Annotated in this window: 1 protein-coding gene; it reads left to right on the top strand. The window is 65.6% G+C overall.

The annotated features are described in order from the left end of the window. Positions 1 to 9: 9 nt before the first annotated feature. Positions 10 to 570, top strand: a 561-nt coding sequence (locus D472_RS26455; RefSeq protein WP_239643048.1) for a condensation domain-containing protein, incomplete at its 3' end; no start/stop codon positions are given.

Below are 570 nucleotides of genomic sequence, written 5' to 3'. Positions count from 1 at the left end.
CATCAGGAGATGCCGTTCGATTTGTTGGTGGAGGAGTTGAATCCCGCCCGGTCCTCGGCTCACCACCCGATCTTTCAGGTGACGGTGGCGGTGGGTTCGCAGGGTCAGGGCCTGGTCCCGGAGTTCGGTGGGGTGGAGGCGAGGGTCCAGAGTGTGGCTCTGGGCGCGGCCAAGTTCGATCTGGCGTTCGGGTTCGTGGAGCAGCGTGATGGTGATGGGGCCTCGGCCGGGCTTTCTGGTGTGGTCGAGTTCGCCACGGATGTGTTCGATGAGGGCACGGTGCGGGCTCTGGTCGATGTGGTGGTTCGGGTGTTGGGGGCGATGGCGGCCGATCCCGGGGCCGTGGTGGGGCGGTCGGTGGAGTTGACCGAGGACGAGCGTGAGGCGTTGACCGATCGTTCCGGTTCTGAGGTCCTGGTGGAGCCGGTGGAGGACGTGGTCGAGGGGGCCGTGCTCTCTCCGCGCCAGGAGATCTTGGCGGGTCTGTTCGCGGACTTGTTGGGTGTGGATTCGGTGGGGGTTCGGGAGAACTTCTTCCGTGCCGGTGGTAACTCGTTGCTGGCGTTGCGT

The sequence above is a fragment of the Nocardiopsis alkaliphila YIM 80379 genome, from assembly GCF_000341005.1.
GTDB lineage: Bacteria > Actinomycetota > Actinomycetes > Streptosporangiales > Streptosporangiaceae > Nocardiopsis > Nocardiopsis alkaliphila.
The sequence above is the reverse complement of the archived record's forward strand: the minus strand, read 5'-3'. Positions and strand labels throughout refer to the sequence as shown.